This window comes from Mesorhizobium koreense (genome assembly GCF_031656215.1).
GTDB classification, from domain to species: domain Bacteria; phylum Pseudomonadota; class Alphaproteobacteria; order Rhizobiales; family Rhizobiaceae; genus Mesorhizobium_L; species Mesorhizobium_L koreense.
In genome coordinates this window covers 759,237-777,050 of record NZ_CP134228.1, presented here as the reverse complement: position 1 = coordinate 777,050, position 17,814 = coordinate 759,237, and the positions used below count along the sequence as shown (strand labels likewise).

Here is a 17,814-nt window from a genome sequence, read left to right as displayed (position 1 = left end):
GGGTGGCTGCAAGGTCGCGGTTCAATTGACGGTGTCCGGCAAGCCCTTCTCGCGCCGTGCGACGAAGTCCCTGAGAGCCTCGCCGATCCCCTCGTCGAGCTTCGGTTCCTGGTAGTCGAGGAGCATGTTGCGGGCTTTCTCCAGCCCCCTCCTGTCATGGTCCTTGGCACCTTCGGCGTTCCATTGCTCGAAGGAATTGAAATCCATCAGGGTCGGCATGAAGAAAGCGGATTCGAAATGATCGAGCGTGTGCTGGGTGCCGAGGAAATGGCCTTGCGGTCCGACCTCGCGCACCGCCGCCATCGCGTCCTTGAAATCCTCGAAGGAAAGCCCGCCGGCATATTTGTACCAGCCGACGAGTTGTTCGCAGTCGGTGGCGAATTTCGAATAGCCGCAGGTCAGTCCCGCCTCGAGCCATCCCGCCGCATGCCAGATATAGTTGGCGCCGGAAAGGATGGCGGCATGCATCAGCATGTTCGCCTCGTAGCCGGCCTGGGCGTCGTTCAGCTTCGAGCCGACATGGAAGCCGGAGGTCCGCCATGGAAGCCTGTACTTCCGCGCCAGCGCACCCATCAGATACATCATCTGCGCGGCTTCCGGCGTGCCGCCCATCGGCGCGCCGGTCTTCATGTCGACCGTGACCATGAACTGCCCGTAGATCTGCGGCGAACCCGGCCGGACGAGCTGGGTGAAGGCGACGCCCGCCAGCGCCTCGGCGTTGACCTGCGCCACCGCGCCGACGGACGAGGCCGAGGTCGAGGCGCCGCAGAGCGCGAAAGGCGCGAGGATCACCGGCTGGTTGTGCCGTGCATAGACCTTCATGGCGTCCAGCATGGTGGCGTCCCACACCAGCGGCGAGTTGCAGTTGGTGATCGAGACCAGGACGGGATTGTCCATCACGAAATCCTCGCCGAACACGATGCCCGCCATCGCCATCGTGTCTTCGGCGCGTTCCTTGGACGTCACGATCCCCATGAACGGCTTGTCGGAATGCTTCAGCGCCGAATGGATGATGTGGAGGTGCCGTTTCGGCACCGCGATATCCATCGGCTCGCAGATGATCGAGCTCGTCGAGTGCAGCGCCGGCGCCATATAGGCGAGCTTGTGGAAGTTCTGCAGATCCTCCAGCGTGCCGTAGCGCCGGTTGTTGTCGAGATCGCGCACATAGGGCGCGCCGTACATCGGGATGAAGATGGAGTTGTTGCCGCCGATCCGGACGGAACGCTCCGGATTGCGCGCGTTGAGCGTGAATTCCGCAGGCACCCTCGATACGAGGTCCATCAGCAGCGCCCGGTCGAGCCGAACCCGTGTGCCGGAAACGTCCGCGCCCGCCTGTTTCCAGAGCGCGATCGCTTCGTCGTCGCGGAACTCGCAGCCCACATCCTCGAGGATGCCGAGCGATTCCTGGTGGATCAGTTCGATCGCCTCGTCGGGGACGATCTCGTAAACCGGGATCTTGCGAACAAGCGTCGGGAAAGAGGCGACAGGCGCCGACCGCAACGCCTTGCGGCCGACACGGCCACCGCCGCGCCGATGGGTTAAAGGAGCTTCCTGCATTGAGGCCGTATCTGTCGTCATGCCTGCTCTCCCTTGGCTCTAGGAGAGCGCCTGCGCGCTGGTTGTTCAAGCGAAATAGGAAGCCGGCTCGCTTGAGCTGAACTCAACGATCCAAGTGAAAGCAGCCAGTCCCTGAGGAGGACCGCCTGCGGGCTGAGCGGCCGGCGCGCGCTCCATGTCACGAAATAGGACTGCGGGGCGACGATCACGGCATCGGTCACGCGCACGAGGTTGCCCGTTTCGATCAGCGGCGCGACGAGGCTTTCCCAGCCCAGCGCGATCCCCTGTCCGCTGCGCGCCGCCTGCAAGGCGATCACGTAGCTGTTGAAGCGTCGCACATTCACATGCCGATCCGGATGACCGACCTCGCGCAGGAATTCCGCCCAGGTGGTCCAGGTCCAGTCGATGCCCTCGACGGAAAGCAGTTGCAGTTGCGCCATGTCGGCCACCGATTTCACCGGATACGCCTTGGCGAAAGCGGGACTGGCAATGGGAAAGATGCGGTCGTCGTAAAGTTTAGCCGAAAGTTCGTCCGGCCACTCGCCGTCGCCGTAGCGGATACGCAGATCCACGTCCGGCCTGTCGAGCCCATGCGGGTGGTCCGAGATCACATGATCGACGACGATATCGTCGTGCTGGTTCCAGAAAGTACCCATGCGGGGCATCAGCCACAGATGCGCCATGGCCATGGTGCTGCCGAGGGTCGCCACGGCCTGCCCGCCCAGCGATTTGACCTGGCGGAACGTCGACGACATCCGCTCGAATCCTTCGCGCAGCGCCGCGGCCATCGTTTCGCCTTCGCGCGTCAGTTCGAGCGCCCTGTGCCTGCGCAGAAACAGCGGGACGCCGAGTTCTTCCTCAAGCGTCCGGACCTGCTTGGAGACGGCGCCGGGCGTGACGTTGAGCTCCTCCGCCGCTTTGGTCAGGCTGAGATGACGCGCCGCCGCCTCGAAAGCCGCAAGCGCGATCAATGAAGGCAGGCTGTAGAAACGGCGGGCCATCGAACTCCTCCGCACTGCGGCTCGATTGTTAGATGAACGCCGATTTCCGGCGTCGGTTGCCTGTGGCTCAACCGGGCTGGAATTTCGTTCACCTTGACTATTAGCCCCGGTTGCCTGTCGATGTGCAACCGTCGTCTTCTTCCGCGAAGGCGATTGCGCAACAGGTACCGGGAACGCGCTCGTCTCACGACAGGTCGCGACAAGGGAGAAGGCGATGCCGGAACAGAGCTTCAAGCGACTGTTTACGCCGGTCGTGCTGCGCGGCAGGACGCTTCGCAACCGGATCGTCTTCGGCGCGCATACGGCCAACATGGCGGAGGAAGGGCTGCCGACAGAGCGGCATGTCGGCTACTACGCCGAGCGCGCCATCGGCGGAGCGGGATTGGTCGTGGTCGAGCCGATGCCCGTCCATCAGGCCGCGGTGCTGACCCGGGGCAATTTCCGTCCCTCCGACGACAGCGTCATTCCGCACTTCCGCAAGATCACCGAGGCGATCAAGGGCAACGGCGCCGTCGCCATCCAGCAGCTCTACCATGTCGGCCAGCACGCCGACCCGGACAATTCGTTCCATGCGGGCTGGTCGCCCTCCGGCCTGCCGAGCTATCACGATTCAGACGGTTCGCACCGCATGACCGAAGCCGAGATCGAGGAGACGATCGACGGCTTCGTCCAGGCGGCACGCCGCTGCCGAGAGGCCGGTTTCGACGGGGTCGAGGTCTGGGCCGCCTATCATTCGATGCTCGACCAGTTCTGGACGCCATGGTCGAACCGGCGCGACGACCGCTGGGGCGGCAGCCTCGAAAACCGCACGCGGATGAGCCGCGAGGTGATGACCCGAATCCGCAAAGTCTGCGGCGAGGATTTCATCGTCGGGCTGGCGATCAATGACGAGCCGGAGGTCGAGGTGGCGCTGGGGCGCGAGGCGCTGGCCGAGATCATCGCCCTGCATGACCGTGACGCGCTGATGGACTACGTGACTTGCGGCTCCGGCAGCTATTTCGACTTCTATAAGATCATGCCGACCTTCCTTTATCCGGAGAAACTCGGCGCCGATCTCGCTTCCGTGCTCAAATCCACGGTGCGCCACGCGCTGGTCACGGCCGAAAGCCATATCCGCACGCCGGAAAACGCCGAAGGCGTGCTGAGCGAGGGCCGGGCCGATCTGGTCTCCATCGTGCGCGGGCAGATCGCCGACCCGCATCTGGCCAACAAGGCGGCGGCCGGCCGCGCGCAGGATATTCGCGGCTGCCTCTCCTGCAACCAGATGTGCTGGGGCCGCCGATCGCGCGACTACTGGATAAGCTGCGTCATCAATCCGTCGGCCGGCCGTGAATGGGAATGGGGCGGCGACCGCTTCACCCCTTCGGAGCGGCCGGGAAATGTCCTCGTCGTGGGCGGCGGCCCCGCCGGCCTCGAGGCGGCACGCGTGGCGGCCGAACGCGGCCATCGGGTCGTGCTCGCCGAGGCTTCGGATCGTCTTGGCGGGCAATTCCGTCTTGCCGGCCTGCAGCCGCGCCGCGCCCAGATCCTCGACCTGATCGATTGGTACGAGCGGCAACTTGCCCGGCTTCAGGTGGATGTGCGCCACGGACAATATGTCGAAGCCGAAGACGTCGAGCGCGAAGGCGCCGATCACGTCATCGTCGCGACCGGCTCCCTGCCGCCTGACGGGGCTTTCCAGCGGGCACTGCCTCAGTACGATGCCATCCCCGGCGGCGGGTCGGTCTTATCGGCGGAAGCTGTGATGGCGCGCGAGGCGAGGCCGGGAAAGCGTATCCTCCTGCTCGACGACGGCGGCAACTGGAAGGGATGCGGCACGGCCTGGCGGCTCGCGGAAGACGGCCATGAGGTGACGCTGGTGACGCCCGATGCCCTCGTCGGCAAGGAGCTTCAGCGCATGGCAGCGGATGCGCCGCTGCGCCGCGCGCTCGCCCGCCTCGGCGTCCGCTTCGTGACCGAAAGCGCCGTCACCCGCTGGGACGGCGGGTCGGCCAGGATCGCGTCACTGCTCGACGGGACCGAACAGGAGATCGAGGCCGACGCGCTCGTCTTCGCCGCGACAAGCATGGCGGCCGACAGTCTTTCGGTCGAACTTGAAGCGCGCGGGATCGCCTTCACCGCGATCGGCGATTGCACCGCCGCCCGGCAGGCCGCCTATGCCATCCATGACGGACGCAAGGTCGCGCTTGGGCTCTGACGGATTTCGGGCATTCGCTCGGGTCAGATCGCCAGTTCGATGAGGAAAGGCTCCTGTCTGCGGAAAGAACTCCGCATCAGATCGCACAGCGTGTCGAGGTCGCGGGCCTGCGCGGCCTCGACGCCCATGCCGTTGGCGAGGTCGACCCAGTTCAGATCCGGATTGCCGAGGTCGAGCATATCCATCGCGGTACGGCCCGGATTGGCGCCGACGCCGGCATATTCCCCGATAAGGATGCTGTACTTCCGGTTCGACAGGATGATCGTGGTGCAGGGCAGCTTCTCGCGCGCCTGCGTCCACAGCGCCTGTAGGGAATACATGGCCGATCCGTCGGCCTGCAGGCTGATCACCCGACGCTTGCCGCCCGCGCCGATGGCCGCTCCGGTCGCCACGGGCAACCCGTCGCCGATCGCGCCGCCAGCGAGATGCAGCCAATCATGCGGCGGGGCGTCGAAGGTATGCGGATAAAGGCCGCGCCCGTAAGAGATACTCTCGTCCGAAACGATGGAATTGTCCGGCATGAGGGCCGCCACCGCCTGCGCAAGGCCATCCGGGCTGACCGCGCCAGTGGGCGCCGACGGTCGTGGCCCCGGATCGGGGATTTCGGCCGCCGGTGCATCCAAGGCATCGGCAAGCGCTTGGAGGGCCGCCACCGCGTCCTGGTCGGGGCGCGATAGCGTCACGAACTCTGCATCATCGGCATATTGCGTAGAGGGCTTGCCTGGATAGGCGAAGAACCCGACCGGCGGCTTCGCGTTGACGAGGATGATCCGCTTGAACGGTTCCAGCGTCTTCCGGGCCACGTCGGTGTTGTAGGGCACACGGACGAGTTGCATCCGTCCCCTGCCCCGCGCGAGATGCGCGGTGACGAAGTCGGCCATGATCTCCGCGCCCGTTGCCCGCGCGATGCGCCAGGCCAGAGCCTGGGCCGGAGCGAGCACGCCGTGGCCGGCCAGAAGGATCAGTACCCGCTCTTTGCTCCGCAACACGTTTGCGGCCCGCTCGATCGCGAAGGCATCGATGGGTGGCGGCGCGGGTACGGGGAGCGCCTCGGCCACGCTGCCGCATTCGTCCCAGCTCGTGTCGGACGGAAGGATCAGCGTAGCGATCTGCCCCGGCATCGTCCGCGCCGCCTGGATCGCCTGTGCGGCATCCCGGCCCACTTCGGTGGAACGCGCGCTTGCCCGCACCCAATGCGATACCGTGCGGGCCATCCCTTCCGTGTCGGCGGTGAGCGGCGCGTCATGCGGCCTGTGATAGGTCGCCTGGTCGCCGACGATGTTGACGATGCCCGAGCGTGCGCGGCGCGCATTGTGCAGATTGCCCATGCCGTTTGCCAGCCCTGGACCGCAGTGGAGCAGCGTTGCGGCAGGCTTGCGCGCGATACGGAAATAGCCGTCTGCCATACCGGTTACGACATTTTCCTGGAGGCCGAGAACGCAGTGGATGCCCGGGATACGATCGAGGGCTGCGACGAAGTGCATTTCGCTGGTGCCGGGATTGGCGAAACAGGTGTCCACACCCCCGTTCAACAAGGTCCGGACGAGGCTTTCGGCTCCATTCATATGACAGATTCCATGCTGGCTGATTCCGGGCGCAACCTAACCCAAGCCGAGACGCTTCGAAACCGCACGATAGCCGGCGCATCCCGTCCGAGGGTCGGAGATCTATGGATATTGCTGAAACCTGTCCGCTCGGGCTCGTGCCGGAGGCTTGCTCCGGCATCGGCGATCAGCTTCCCGTGTCGCCAAGCGTCGCCGCGCCGAGGATCGGCCCCGCGGCACCTCCCACCCCCGATTGTAGCAGGACGGCGAGGCCGCCATCTGACGGAAGCGCGGCTTTCGGCACCTCGTAGCGCATCGGCTTGCCGTGCCACATGCCGGCGATGTGGGTGCCGGTCACGGCGTGCCAGTAGGTAATGGTGCGGCCGCTGTTCTCGCCTCGACGAATGGGGATATCGCGTTGAGGGGCATAGGAAACGAGGATCACCCGCGCCTCGCCTGTCCCGTCCTTCGCCGCTCCGGCCTCGACGACATAGGAATTGCCCGTGTCGCGAACCGAAATATCCACGACAAGCCCCCCGCCGGATTGATCGAGCATATCGAGTTCGGCCTCCACCTCGCCGACATATCCGCCGTTCATTTGGGAACGCCCGTTGATGACGGCCTGCGGCGTATAGACCTGGCTCGAGCCGAAGCCCTTGGCGTAGGCGTATTGCCGTTCGGTATTGGCGCGGCTGCCGAGCGTATCCTTCCAGCCGAGATAGTCCCAGTAGTCGACATGATAGGCCAGCACCACGACATTGCCCTGTCGGACAAAGCGACCGAGCGCGGCGTCGGCGGGCGGGCAGGAATTGCAACCCTGACTGGTGAAGAGTTCGACCACGCCGAGCGGCTTGGCGGCGGCCGGCATCGTCATGGCAAGGCAGGTCGCGGTCAACGTTACCGCTAAAAAGCGGTGCCTCGCCGCCACTCTGCCCGCCCGATCGGGCGTTTGACCTCTCGGTTCCATGCAACGAAGATAGGCGGCGGCCAGTCTCAAGGGGAAGTCACGTTGAGGTGAGAGTTTCCGTCTCCCCGTTCGCGGCAAGGCAAACGGGGAAACGAGTCTTCCTGCTACGCCGCGAGGTCGCGCAGGACATATTGCAGGATGCCGCCATTCTTGAAGTAGGCAAGCTCGTCCAGCGTATCGATACGGCAGAGGATCGGCACCTCCTTCACCTTGCCGTCGACATAGGTGATCTTGGCAACCATCTTCTGGCGCGGGCGGATGTTCTCCAGCCCGTCGATCTCCACCGTCTCCTCGCCGGTGAGACCGAGCGAATGCCAGCTTGTCCCCTCGTCGAGGACGAAGGGCACGACGCCCATGCCGACCAGATTCGAACGGTGGATGCGCTCGAAGGACTGGGCGATGACCGCGCGGACGCCGAGCAGATTGGTGCCCTTTGCCGCCCAGTCGCGCGAGGAACCGTTGCCGTATTCGACGCCGGCGAAGATGACCAGGGGCACTTTTTCCTGCCGATAGAGCATGGCGGCGTCGTAGATCGACATCTCCTCCTTGGAGGGATAGTGGATCGTGTAGCCGCCCTCCTTGCCGTTCTCGCCCAGCATGTGATTGCGGATGCGGATGTTGGCGAAGGTGCCGCGCATCATCACTTCGTGATTGCCGCGCCGCGTGCCGTACTGGTTGAAGTCGGCGACGCCGACACCATGCCCGGTCAGATATTCACCGGCCGGCGACGCCGCCTTGATCGAACCCGCCGGCGAAATGTGGTCGGTGGTGATCTTGTCGCCGAACAGGCCGAGGATACGCGCGCCCTTTATGTCGCCGACCGTGTCCGGCTTCTTCTCCATGCCCTCGAAATAGGGCGGGTTCTGCACATAGGTGGACTGGTCGTCCCAGGCATAGGTCTGGCCGCTCGGCGCCTTGACCTGGCGCCAATTGTCGTCGCCCTTGAAGACATCGGCATATTTGCGGGCGAAAAGCTCGCGGGTGACGTTCTTGGCGATGAAATCCTGGATTTCGGCGGTGGTCGGCCAGATGTCCTTCAGGAAGACGGGCTTGCTGTCCTTGCCCTCGCCGATCGGCTCCGTGGTCAGGTCTTTCGTCACCGTGCCGGCGAGCGCGTAGGCGACTACGAGCGGCGGCGAGGCGAGATAGTTCGCCTGCACGTCGGGCGAGACGCGGCCCTCGAAATTGCGGTTGCCCGAAAGCACCGCCGCCCCGATGAGGCCCTTGTCGTTGATGGTCTTCGAGATCGGACCGGGAAGCGGGCCCGAATTGCCGATGCAGGTCGTACAGCCGAAGCCGACGAGGTTGAAGCCGATGGTGTCGAGCTCCTTCTGCAGGCCGGACTTGTCGAGATATTCCGCCACCACCTGGCTGCCCGGTGCGAGCGAGGTCTTCACCCACGGCTTCTGCTTCAGGCCGAGCCTGTTGGCGTTGCGGGCAAGAAGGCCGGCACCGATCAGCACGCTCGGGTTCGACGTGTTGGTGCACGACGTGATCGCCGCGATCACCACGTCGCCATGGCCGAGATCGTAACCGGCGCCCTCCACAGCGTAGCGCTTCGAAAGCTCGGCGGCCTTCTTGTATTCCGTGTCCATCGCCTGGGCGAAGGCGGCCGGAATGTCGCCCAGCGATACGCGACCCTCGGGCCGCTTCGGCCCGGCCATCGACGGCACCACATCGCCGAGGTCGAGTTCCAGCGTGTCCGTGAAGACCGGATCGGCGATGCCGTCATGGCGCCACAGGCCCTGCGCTTCCGCGTAGGCCTTGACCAGCGCGATGCGCTCATCGGTGCGGCTGGTCATGGTGAGATATTTGATGGTTTCGACATCGACCGGGAAGAAGCCGCAGGTCGCGCCATATTCCGGCGACATGTTGCCGATGGTGGCGCGGTCGGCAAGCGTCATGGCGGAAAGGCCGGGTCCGAAGAACTCGACGAACTTGCCGACGACGCCCTTCTTGCGCAGCATCTGCGTCACGGTGAGCACGAGGTCGGTCGCCGTCACGCCCTCCTTCAGCCGGCCGGTGACGCGGAAGCCGATCACTTCGGGCAAAAGCATGGAGACCGGCTGGCCGAGCATGGCCGCCTCCGCCTCGATGCCGCCGACGCCCCAGCCGAGCACGCCGAGACCGTTGACCATGGTAGTGTGCGAATCCGTGCCGACGCAGGTGTCAGGATAGGCAACCGTCTCGCCGTCGATCTCGGCCGACCACACCGTTTGAGCCAGATATTCGAGGTTGACCTGGTGGCAGATGCCGGTGCCGGGCGGCACGACGCGGAAATTGCGGAACGCCTGCTGCCCCCATTTCAGGAAGCGATAGCGTTCGCCGTTGCGCTCATATTCTTTCTCGACATTGCGGGCAAAAGCCATCGGCGTGCCGAACTCGTCGACGATGACGGAATGGTCGATGACGAGGTCGACGGGAACGAGCGGGTTGATCTTCTCGGGATCGCCGCCAAGCGCCACCATGGCGTCGCGCATCGCCGCCAGATCGACCACGGCCGGAACGCCGGTGAAATCCTGCATCAGAACGCGAGCCGGCCGGTAGGCGATCTCGTAGCCGGCGCTACCCTTGTCGTTCAGCCAGGCGGCGACCGCCTCGATATCCTTTTTCTTGACCGACTGCCCGTCCTCGTTCCGGAGCAGGTTTTCCAGGAGGACCTTCATCGAAAAGGGAAGTCTGGAGATACCGGAAAGCCCGTTCTTCTCGGCCTCCGTCAAACTGAAATAGACATATTCCCTATCCCCCGCCTTGAGGGTTTTACGTGCTTTGAAACTGTCGAGTGAATGTGTCACGAGCGATCCCTGACTGTCGGTTGCCGATAGGGAACGGACGCCAGTCGCATGGTATCACGCGCAAAGGTGCGGGTACGGTCATTTCCGCTGTCCGCTCCCAAGCTCTCGGGCCGTTCAAGGCGGCTCGCGCGCTGGTTCGGCGCAAATTGAAGTTCACGCCGACCGCTGGCATGATTGCCTCGCATATAGAGAATTTCGTAGAGGAGTCTAGAGAAACTAAGGATGAATGTTACTGGGCCAGCGGGACCCGGGAAATAAGGGCGAAAAGGGGAAGGAATGCGGCTTGTCGCCGAGGGAGTTGGGGGCGAACGCGGCGGCGAGACCGTATTTACGGACATCGATTTTATCGTGTCCGATGGCGAGGCCCTGATCATTACGGGGCCGAACGGATCGGGAAAATCGACGCTGCTGCGAATCATCGCTGGGCTGCTTCCCGCGGCCGGAGGGGCGGTTCGGCTGGAAGGGGGCGGCGAACAAGCGCCGGATCCCGCCGCCGCCTGCCACTATCTCGGCCATGAGAACGGCATGAAGCCGGCGCTCTCGGTCACCGAGAACCTCGATTTCTGGCAAAACTTCAATGGCCGGCCGGCGCTCGGCCTTGGCGACGCGCTGGAAGCGGTCGGTCTCGATACGGTCGCGCACCTGCCCTACGGCTACCTGTCGACCGGCCAGCGGCGGCGCATCGCTATCGCCCGACTGTTGATCAACCATCGCCCGCTATGGCTGCTCGACGAGCCGACGGCGGGGCTCGACCGACGCTCCGAGGAGCGTTTCGCTGCCCTGATGGCCGAGCATCTCCACCAAGGCGGCATGATCGTCGCGGCCACCCATGTGGCGCTCGGGCTGGAGGCGGTGAAGGAACTGAGGATGGGGGATGCGGCAAATGCCTGAGTTCCCTCCCGGCTCCCTCCGTGCTGCCGGTGATGCACGATACTCGCCCTTGCGGCAGGGTAATCATATATGGCCGGATATCCCCCACTCCGTCGTGCTTCGCGCGCCACCTCTCCCCCACATCGGTGGGGTAGAGGAATGGAGCCAAGCCTTGCGGCCGGCGTTTCCTCTCCCCCGTCGAGCGGGGGAGAGGTGGTTTGCGAAGCAAATCGGAGTGGGGGTCGAACTTCATATACGATTGCCCTGCCGCAAGGGGAAAGGAGGGGACTGCCTATGCTAGCCCTCTACCTCCGCGATCTGAGGATCGGCATCCGCGCGGGCGGCGGGGCGCTGGTGGGCGTGCTGTTCTTCCTCGCCGTCGTCGCGGTCGTTCCTTTCGGCGTCGGGCCCGACCTCAAGCTTCTGGCGCGGATCGGTCCGGCGATCCTGTGGATCGGCGCGCTGCTCGCCAGCCTGCTCGGCCTGGAACGGCTCTTCCAGGCCGACCGCGAGGACGGCACGCTCGATCTCCTGGCGCTTGCCGGCGATCGCCACCCGCCGGCGCTGACCGTGCTCGTCAAATGCCTGGCGCACTGGACCGCAAGCGTGCTGCCGCTGGTGATCGCTTCGCCGCTCCTCGGCTTGTTCATGAACATGGAAGCGGCCGCGATCGGCGCCACAACGCTGACGCTTCTGGTCGGAACGCCGGCCATCGCCTTCATCGGCGCCGTCGGCGCGGCGGTGGCGGTGGCGCTGCCGCGCGGCGGGCTTCTCGTCTCGATCCTGATCCTGCCGCTCACCGTGCCGGTGCTGATCTTCGGCGTCTCGGCAAGCTATGGAGCCGTCAACGATCCCGAGCCCTTCCTGCCCCCCTTCCTCATCCTCGCGGCGCTCACGCTCTTCTTCGCCGTTATCGGGCCGCTCGGCGCGGCGCTGGCGCTCAAGCAGGCGACCGATTGAAGCGAACGGGTCGATCTTTTGCCGGTTCAGGACGCCAGATGGCCGAATATCGCGACCAGTTCCTCATAGGTCGCGCGCTTGAAGGGCACGACGATGTCGGGAAAGTCGCGTAACTTCTTCCATGCCCATTCGTCGAATTCGGCTGGATGCCCGTCGGGCGGCGGGTTGATGGCGATTTCGCCGTCATTGCCCTCAAATCGGAAGGCGAACCATTTCTGCGTTTGGCCGCGGTATTTTCCCTTGAGGGCGATACCGACGAGATCGTGCGGCAGGTCGTAGTCGATCCAACGCGGCGCTTCGGCGATGAGCGAAGCGCTCTTCATACCGGTTTCCTCATAGAGTTCGCGCCGCGCCGCAGCGAGCGGCTCTTCACCCTTGTCGATCCCGCCCTGCGGCATCTGCCAAAGCCGCGACGTATCGGAGACCTCGCTATCTTCCTCGACGATGCGCCGCCCTGCCCAGACGAATCCGTTGTGGTTAAGAACCATCACGCCGACACAGCGCCGATAGGGCAGGGTCGCCGGATCCACCAACTCTTTTTGCCTGGTCACACCGTTTTACCCCTTCTCCGGATCGGTCATGACGGCCGTCACCGGCACGATCTCGACGCCGCGCTTCACCGCTTCCCCGATCCAGTCGGCGACCGCGTCGACCGTGACCTGAAAGGCGGAGCCCGTGCCGATGGCAAAACCCTTGGCACGCGCCGTCGCTTCGAGTTGGTCGAGCTTTTTCAATATATCGCCGCGGTCGTGCGAGGTGTCGATGGTCATGTCGCCCTCGGCGAAGGGAACTCCGTCCTTGAGCGCCAGTTGCGGCGCCACGCTACGCGCCGAGGTGCCGTCGTCCAGATAGAGCAGTCCGCGCCGGGCTAGGTCCTTCATGATGGGTTCCATGACATTCTCGTCGGCAACGAAGCGCGCGCCCATATAGTTCATGATGCCAGTATAGTTGGTAATCCGCGACAGCGCCCAGTGCAGCGAACGGAGGTTCTCGGCTGGCGAGGCCTCGACCGTCAGCGTGTTGCGGCCGGGATTGACGTTCGGATAATCGAAGGGCTCGAACGGTACCTGCATCAGAAGCTCGTGCCCGCTCTGGCGGGCGTCCCGCATCCAGCGGTCGAGGCTGTTGCCCTGCGGCGCAAAGGCAAGCGTGACCGGTCCCGGAAGTTTTTGGATCGCATATTGCGTACCGGTCTGCGACAGGCCTAGCCCGCCGATGACTATGGCGACACGGGCCCCGCGCGTGCCCGACCACGGCCGCGCATAGACGTCGACCGGCCGCCTCCCGTCGATCGAACGGATCGGCAGCGGCCCCATCTCCGACTGCTCGATGAGTGCGCGGTCCGGAAGATGCGCCATGCGCAGGTTCTGGCCGAGGGTCGAGGGATCGCGGATGACGATCGTCCCTTTCGGCTCTGTGCTATCGGGATTGACGTGGATGATGTGCGGCCCGGTCTGGCCGGATGTGGACATGGCCTGGCCGGAAGGAGCCATGCCGACCGGCGGCTTCGAGGCGGATGCAGCGGCCTCCGGCGTCGAAACGACGATTTCAGGTGCCTGATGGAACGGGCGCGGTCTGAGCGCGATCGCGCCGGCGACCGCGATGATGGCAAGGCAGGCGACCGTCGCCGCAACCGCACCTGGCGAAAACCGGAGCCTGCGCGGCCGTCCGCCCGACCGTCTGTCCTGCCCCAGGGGGCGTTCAATTTCCTTGTTCATCGCCGGCGACGGGATTCCGGTTGGCTATGCTAACCCTGTTCAGCTTCGCATGGCGGATGCGGCGGGGTGGGGCGGGACGGATAGAAGAAGTGGCCGGCGCGTAAGGGCGCCGGCCGCGGTACGTCACTGGTTCAGCGCCGCCTTGTTCGGGCTGGGCGGGAAGGCCGGATCGGTCTTCTTGCCCTCCATCAGGTCGAGCGCGAAGTTCAGTTGCTTGTCGTCCTTCTCCTCAGGCGGGACATAGGCAGCCGAGCCGGAACCCTGGGCACTCTCATCGACACCCTTGATATGCCCGCGCAACTCGGATTCGCCGCGCACCACGTCGCGGCCGAGAAGTTCAGGCGGCAGCGGCTGGTCGACCTTGATGTCTGGCGTGATGCCCTTGCCCTGGATCGACTTGCCGGACGGCGTGTAATAGAGCGCCGTGGTCAGGCGCAGCGCACCGTTGTTTTCCGGCAGCGGGATGATGGTCTGGACCGATCCCTTTCCGAAGGACTGGGTGCCGACCACCGTGGCCCGCTTCTGGTCCTGCAAGGCGCCGGCGACGATCTCGGAGGCACTCGCTGAGCCGCCATTGACCAGCACGATCAGGGGCTTGCCGTCGGTCAGGTCGCCCGGATGCGCATCGAAGCGGGATACGTCCTTGGGATCGCGGCCCCGCGTCGAGACGATCTCCCCATGATCGAGGAAGCTGTCGGACACGCTCACGGCCTGGTCGAGCAGGCCACCCGGATTGAGGCGCAGATCGAGCACATAGCCCTTGAGCTTGTCCTCGGGCACATCCTTCTTGATCTGGTCGATGGCGTTGCGCAGATCGTCGTAGGTCTTCTCGGTGAAGGACGTGATCTTCATGTAGCCGACATCGTCGCGCTCGACATGGAACTTCACCGCCTTCACCTTGATGATGGCGCGCACGATGGTGATCTGCATCGGCTTGTCGGCGCCCTTGCGCAGCACGGTCAGCTTGATCGGCGTATCGACCGGGCCGCGCATCTTGTCGACCGCCTGCTGCAATGTCAGGCCGCGGACGTCGTCACCGTCGATCTTCGAGATGAAATCGCCGGCCAGCACGCCCGCCTTCGCCGCCGGGGTGTCGTCGATGGGCGTGATGACCTTGATCAGGTCGTCCTCCATCGTCACCTCGATGCCGAGACCTCCGAACTCGCCCGAGGTCTGGACCCGCATGTCCTTCGCCTCGTCGGCGTTCATGTAGGAGGAGTGCGGATCGAGCGCGGCAAGCATGCCGTTGACGGCGTTCTCGATCAGCGCCTTCTCGTCCGGTGGCGTCACATACTGCGCCCTGACGCGCTCGAAAATGTCGCCGAACAGCGCCAGTTGCTTGTAGGTTTCCGAACTGGCCGCGTTGGCCGTCGAGCCGGGCGCGCCATAGACCAGGCTCATGGCCGACGCGCCGATCAGTACCCCGGCACAAAGAAGCGACAATTTACGAATCATTCCCTGTCCTTCCAGAAATCCGCTCCATCCACCATGGAGACGGGTCGATGGGCTTTCCGTCCTTGCGGAACTCGACATAGAGTTCCGGGCCGGTGTTTTCGCCGCCGAACGCTACGGTGCTGGCAAGCCTGGCCTCTCCCATTAGTCCGACGGGTTCGCCCGCCAGGACGGACTGGCCGAGCGATACGCTGATTCTGTCCATTCCCGCCAGAACGACATGATAGCCATCGCCCGCATCAAGTATCAAGAGTTGGCCGTAGGAGCGGAACGGGCCCGCATATAGCACAATCCCATCCGCCGGTGTGGTAACGATCGCGCCAGATTGTGTTATAAGCATGTCGCCCTGCATGCTGCCGCCGGTGCCGTCTGCTTCGCCGAAACGCTTGTCGATACGGCCGGCGACGGGAAGCGGGGTATGCCCCTTCATCGCCGCAAAGGGCGTGGCCGCGAGGCGATGGCCTTCCGGTGCCGGCCGGCTGGCGGCTTCGGCCTCGGCCTTGCGGACGCTCTCGATCTGCGCTTCCAGGCTGGCGATGAGTTCCTTGACGCTGCCGGCCTTCTTCGCCAGTTCCGCAGCCTTCGCCTGCTCGTCGGCCAGCGCCGCCTCGGACCGCTGCTGTAGCTTCTTTTTCTCATCCAGGAGGAGGCTGAGCCGCTTCTTCTCTTCCGTCTGCTCCTCGACCTTGGCGACGAGGCGGCCACGTTCGGTGTCGATGGATTTCGCCACCCGCGACAGTTCCTTGAGGTCGCCGACGAGCACTTCCGTCTCCGCGCGCAGGTCGGGAACGACCGCGCCAAGCAGGATGGCGCTGCGAACCGAGGAGAGGGCGTCTTCCGGCTTTACCAGGATAGCCGGAGGCGGGTTGACGCCCATGCGCTCGAGCGCGCCCAGCACTTCGGCGAGTACGCCGCGGCGCGCATTGAGCGACTTGCGGATCGTTGTTTCCTGCCCGCGCAGGGTATCGAGCCTGGCGCCGATATCGTCGATGTCCTGGCTGAGCTTGCGCTCCGTCTTCGCCGCCTGGATGAGAGCGGCCGTGATCGTCGCTTGATCCTTCCTGATCCCGGCGACTTCCTCGGTGAGTGCCGCAAGCTTCTGGTCCGACAGCGTCTTCCGGCGGGCAAGCTGCTCGTATTCGGCTTCGCCGCGCGCGTGCTGCGCCTGGAGATCGCTTACCGTACCGGCCTGCGCGGTGGCGCTTCCGACATGGGCACAAAGAGCGAGCGCTGCGCAAAGCGCGGCCGTCCTGCCCCCTGGAAAAACCCTGATCATCCGTCCGCAGCGCAGCCGATTGCTGATTTGCCGCCAATATTGGCGTACCGACTCTACGGAGCCGGTCGTTAAGGAACGATAAACCATGTGACCGCCATATGCGCGGGAAATCTGCCGCTGCCCGGGCGGTTCGCAAGGACGGCTCAGCCCTCGCCGTCTTCCCGATCGCCGCATACCGGCCTTAACAGCTTGTTTTCGTTTTGGGCCTATTTCTCGCCTGTCGACAATGGGGTGGGCGCACGGTGGTTCAAGGCATTCTGATATCTTTGCTGAACCCCGTTCTTGCCATGGTCCTTTCCGGCCTGTTCCTGAAGCTCTGGCTGGAGCGACCGGCATACCGCCACGTCCTTTTCTTTTCCACCGGCTATCTCAGCTACGCCATCACCTTCGGCCTGCAGGCAATGGATTGGCCGTTCGGCTATCCGGCCAACGGCCTTCTTTCAAATCTCTTTATCCTTTACGCCTACATAGCGATCATTCACGGCATCATGCTGAGAAGAGGGGTGCCGACGCCCTTTCTCGCATTGGGAGTGCTGGGCGCGATTGCCTTCGCCGGGCAGTTCTGGTTTGCGGTCATTGTGCCCGACATGACCGGCCGCATCTACGCGGTGAACTTCTGCTATGGCGCGATGATGCTCGTGGCGGCTGCCACCATGCATACTTTCCGAAACAAGACACCGATCGAACGGGTTCTCTTTGCCGTGGCCCTGACCATCGGCCTCTATTCCTTCGTCCGGACCATCGGCATTTCGCTGGTGGAAGGCCATATCGTCGATCGTGCGCAATATGTCGGATCGCTCACCTGGCTCGTCTTGAACTTCTCGGCGGCCTTCTTCGCACTCCTGTTCGCGCTGACCCTCGCCTATATGGTTGTTCTCGATGCGATGCAGGATTTGCGCGCCGAATCCATGACCGACCTGCTGTCGGGCCTCCTGAACCGACGCGGTTTCGAGGAGCACGGCCGCAAGGCCCTTGCGCATGCGGACGGGATCGGCGTGCCGGCGGCACTGCTCATCTGCGACATCGATCACTTCAAATCCGTGAACGACCGCTTCGGCCATGCCTGCGGCGACCAGGTCATCACCGCCTTCGGCCGCTGTCTCAGTGACGCCGCCGGCGGCGAGCACGTCACCGCCAGGATCGGTGGCGAGGAATTCGCCGTCGTGCTGGCGGGAGCGAATTTGAAGACCGGACGGCTCTTCGCGGAGGCCGTCCGCAATGCCTGTTCGACGCTCAAGATTTCCGGTCTGCCCGAGGACTGTGCGGTGACCGCCAGCTTCGGCGTCGCGGAAATGCAGGCAGGCGAGGATCTGACCTCGCTCATGCGGCGCGCGGACGCCGCCCTCTACGAGGCCAAGAGGCGCGGCCGTGATCGCGTACGCAGCGCCGAGACGCATGCCGGAAAGACGGGAACCGACGGCAATCCGCCGCTCTCATCCGTCCGGGCGAGCGGCTGATCCGGCCCCGGCCAGCACCC

At 64.5% G+C, this 17,814-nt stretch carries 13 protein-coding genes; 4 read left to right on the top strand and 9 right to left on the bottom strand.

Annotation, left to right across the window (positions count from 1 at the left end; all coding sequences use genetic code 11):
• Positions 1-21 precede the first annotated feature (21 nt).
• Both RBH77_RS03625 and RBH77_RS03620 read right to left on the bottom strand, forming a co-directional pair.
• Entirely contained in the window at positions 22-1,578 is a 1,557-nt protein-coding gene (locus RBH77_RS03625; RefSeq protein WP_311030791.1) for a trimethylamine methyltransferase family protein, read from the bottom strand.
• Complete coding sequence (locus RBH77_RS03620; protein WP_311030790.1) at positions 1,575-2,558, bottom strand: LysR substrate-binding domain-containing protein; 984 nt, start codon at positions 2,556-2,558, stop codon at positions 1,575-1,577. Before RBH77_RS03620 ends, RBH77_RS03625 begins: the two co-directional genes overlap by 4 nt.
• 214 nt (positions 2,559-2,772) lie before the next feature.
• Between RBH77_RS03620 and RBH77_RS03615 the strand changes: the two genes are divergently transcribed.
• Positions 2,773-4,755, top strand: coding sequence for an oxidoreductase (locus tag RBH77_RS03615; protein ID WP_311030789.1), 1,983 nt, complete (start codon positions 2,773-2,775; stop codon positions 4,753-4,755).
• 23 nt (positions 4,756-4,778) lie between these two features.
• Here RBH77_RS03615 and RBH77_RS03610 read toward each other — a convergent pair whose 3' ends face one another.
• From RBH77_RS03610 to acnA, 3 genes are all read right to left on the bottom strand, one after another.
• Positions 4,779-6,320 (bottom strand): acetolactate synthase large subunit, encoded by a 1,542-nt coding sequence (locus RBH77_RS03610; RefSeq protein ID WP_311030788.1) that lies wholly within the window; start codon positions 6,318-6,320, stop codon positions 4,779-4,781.
• 166 nt (positions 6,321-6,486) lie between these two features.
• Positions 6,487-7,227, bottom strand: coding sequence for a DUF1223 domain-containing protein (locus tag RBH77_RS03605; RefSeq protein WP_311030787.1), 741 nt, complete (start codon positions 7,225-7,227; stop codon positions 6,487-6,489).
• A gap of 143 nt (positions 7,228-7,370) precedes the next feature.
• On the bottom strand, positions 7,371-10,061 hold the full coding sequence (gene acnA, locus RBH77_RS03600; RefSeq protein ID WP_311030786.1) for an aconitate hydratase AcnA: 2,691 nt from the start codon (positions 10,059-10,061) through the stop codon (positions 7,371-7,373).
• A 276-nt stretch (positions 10,062-10,337) separates the two neighbouring features.
• On the opposite strand from acnA, the gene ccmA reads away from it, so the two are divergent.
• Both ccmA and ccmB read left to right on the top strand, forming a co-directional pair.
• Entirely contained in the window at positions 10,338-10,952 is a 615-nt protein-coding gene (gene ccmA / locus RBH77_RS03595; RefSeq protein WP_311030785.1) for a heme ABC exporter ATP-binding protein CcmA, read from the top strand.
• A 273-nt stretch (positions 10,953-11,225) separates the two neighbouring features.
• A complete protein-coding gene (gene ccmB, locus RBH77_RS03590; protein ID WP_311030784.1) occupies positions 11,226-11,891 on the top strand; it encodes a heme exporter protein CcmB in 666 nt (221 codons plus the stop codon).
• A 26-nt stretch (positions 11,892-11,917) separates the two neighbouring features.
• Here the strand turns inward: ccmB and RBH77_RS03585 are convergent, their stop codons facing one another.
• The 4 genes from RBH77_RS03585 to RBH77_RS03570 form a co-directional block, all read right to left on the bottom strand.
• Positions 11,918-12,379, bottom strand: coding sequence for an RNA pyrophosphohydrolase (locus RBH77_RS03585; protein ID WP_311032413.1), 462 nt, complete (start codon positions 12,377-12,379; stop codon positions 11,918-11,920).
• Positions 12,380-12,448: 69 nt separating this feature from the next.
• Positions 12,449-13,609: a divergent polysaccharide deacetylase family protein gene (locus RBH77_RS03580; RefSeq protein ID WP_311030783.1), complete on the bottom strand. Its 1,161-nt coding sequence runs from the start codon at positions 13,607-13,609 to the stop codon at positions 12,449-12,451.
• Positions 13,610-13,732: 123 nt separating this feature from the next.
• Positions 13,733-15,064: a S41 family peptidase gene (locus tag RBH77_RS03575; RefSeq protein WP_311030782.1), complete on the bottom strand. Its 1,332-nt coding sequence runs from the start codon at positions 15,062-15,064 to the stop codon at positions 13,733-13,735.
• Complete coding sequence (locus RBH77_RS03570; protein ID WP_311030781.1) at positions 15,054-16,337, bottom strand: murein hydrolase activator EnvC family protein; 1,284 nt, start codon at positions 16,335-16,337, stop codon at positions 15,054-15,056. Before RBH77_RS03570 ends, RBH77_RS03575 begins: the two co-directional genes overlap by 11 nt.
• A 266-nt stretch (positions 16,338-16,603) precedes the next feature.
• Between RBH77_RS03570 and RBH77_RS03565 the strand changes: the two genes are divergently transcribed.
• Complete coding sequence (locus tag RBH77_RS03565; protein WP_311030780.1) at positions 16,604-17,794, top strand: GGDEF domain-containing protein; 1,191 nt, start codon at positions 16,604-16,606, stop codon at positions 17,792-17,794.
• Positions 17,795-17,814 lie beyond the last annotated feature (20 nt).